This window comes from Clostridioides sp. ES-S-0123-01 (assembly GCF_020658415.1).
Classification (GTDB): domain Bacteria; phylum Bacillota; class Clostridia; order Peptostreptococcales; family Peptostreptococcaceae; genus Clostridioides.
On record NZ_JACVWD010000020.1, the window covers coordinates 1 to 1,328 of the forward strand.

Below are 1,328 nucleotides of genomic sequence, written 5' to 3' on the forward strand. Positions count from 1 at the left end.
TAGGTTCGATTCCTATCACCAGCTCCATGTAAAATTAATACGGAGGATTTCCCGAGCGGCCAAAGGGGGCAGACTGTAAATCTGTTGTCATCGACTTCGGTGGTTCGAATCCACCATCCTCCACCAAAAAAATGCGCGGATGTGGCGGAATTGGCAGACGCACTAGACTTAGGATCTAGCGCCATTGGCGTGGGGGTTCGACTCCCTTCATCCGCACCATTTTTTATTTAATTTATACATATTTATTGTGGGTGCATAGCTCAGCTGGATAGAGCAACGCCCTTCTAAGGCGTGTGTCCGGGGTTCGAATCCCTGTGCGCTCACCACATATATTGGGGATTAGCCAAGTCGGTAAGGCACATGACTTTGACTCATGTATGCGTAGGTTCAAGTCCTGCATCCCCAGCCATTAAATATTAAAGTTAAGGTTCATTAGCTCAGCTGGCAGAGCACCTGACTCTTAATCAGGGTGTCCCGAGTTCGATCCTCGGATGAATCATTGGAAGTAGAATATGGAGAGGTGTCCGAGTGGTTTAAGGAGCTGGTCTTGAAAACCAGTGACTTCGAAAGGGGCCGTGGGTTCGAATCCCACCCTCTCCGCCAAATGCCCAGATAGCTCAGTCGGTAGAGCAGGGGACTGAAAATCCCCGTGTCGGTGGTTCGATTCCGCCTCTGGGCACCAAGAATATGGCGGTATAGCTTAGTTGGCTAGAGCGTTCGGTTCATACCCGAAAGGTCATAGGTTCGACTCCTATTACCGCTACTAAAATTTAATGTGGGCCATTAGCTCAGTTGGTTAGAGCGCCCGGCTCATAACCGGTAGGTCTGGGGTTCGAGTCCCTGATGGCCCACCACATTAAATTAATAAAATTTCGAGGTGTAGCGCAGTTTGGTAGCGCACATGGTTTGGGACCATGGGGCCGGGGGTTCGAGTCCCTTCACCTCGACCAATATAATGGTGGGTATAGCTCAGTTGGTTAGAGCGCCAGATTGTGGCTCTGGAGGTCGTGAGTTCGACTCTCATTATCCACCCCAACTAATATGGTCTATTAGCTCAGTCGGTAGAGCACCTGACTTTTAATCAGGGTGTCCCGCGTTCGAGTCGCGGATAGATCACCAAAAAGGCGGCGACATAGCCAAGTGGTAAGGCAGTGGACTGCAACTCCTTGATCCCCAGTTCGAATCTGGGTGTCGCCTCCAAAATATTCCAAGGTAGCTCAACGGTGGAGCAACCGGCTGTTAACCGGTAGGCTGTGGGTTCGAGCCCCACCCTTGGAGCCAAAAAAGCCGAAGTGGCGGAACTGGCAGACGCACAGGACTTAAAATCC

14 tRNA genes are annotated in these 1,328 nt (G+C 50.9%); all 14 read left to right on the forward strand.

From position 1 onward, the window contains the following. Positions 1-41 precede the first annotated feature (41 nt). The 14 genes from IC175_RS19190 (at position 42) to IC175_RS19255 (ending at position 1,281) form a co-directional block, all read left to right on the forward strand. Positions 42-126 (forward strand) — tRNA-Tyr (locus IC175_RS19190). A gap of 9 nt (positions 127-135) precedes the next feature. Further along, positions 136-219 (forward strand) — tRNA-Leu (locus IC175_RS19195). A gap of 30 nt (positions 220-249) precedes the next feature. Beyond that, a tRNA-Arg gene (locus tag IC175_RS19200) sits at positions 250-326 on the forward strand. 7 nt (positions 327-333) lie between these two features. Then, positions 334-409 (forward strand) — tRNA-Gln (locus IC175_RS19205). A gap of 17 nt (positions 410-426) precedes the next feature. After that, positions 427-499, forward strand: a tRNA-Lys gene (locus IC175_RS19210). 15 nt (positions 500-514) lie between these two features. Next, a tRNA-Ser gene (locus IC175_RS19215) sits at positions 515-603 on the forward strand. Positions 604-606: 3 nt separating this feature from the next. Next, positions 607-682: transfer RNA gene (locus IC175_RS19220), tRNA-Phe, on the forward strand. Between the two features lie 7 nt (positions 683-689). Continuing rightward, positions 690-763: transfer RNA gene (locus tag IC175_RS19225), tRNA-Met, on the forward strand. A 14-nt stretch (positions 764-777) separates the two neighbouring features. Continuing rightward, positions 778-854: transfer RNA gene (locus tag IC175_RS19230), tRNA-Ile, on the forward strand. 19 nt (positions 855-873) lie between these two features. Beyond that, positions 874-950 (forward strand) — tRNA-Pro (locus IC175_RS19235). 8 nt (positions 951-958) lie between these two features. Beyond that, a tRNA-His gene (locus IC175_RS19240) sits at positions 959-1,035 on the forward strand. Positions 1,036-1,043: 8 nt separating this feature from the next. Next, positions 1,044-1,119 (forward strand) — tRNA-Lys (locus tag IC175_RS19245). Between the two features lie 7 nt (positions 1,120-1,126). Then, positions 1,127-1,200 (forward strand) — tRNA-Cys (locus IC175_RS19250). A 6-nt stretch (positions 1,201-1,206) separates the two neighbouring features. Then, a tRNA-Asn gene (locus IC175_RS19255) sits at positions 1,207-1,281 on the forward strand. Positions 1,282-1,328 lie beyond the last annotated feature (47 nt).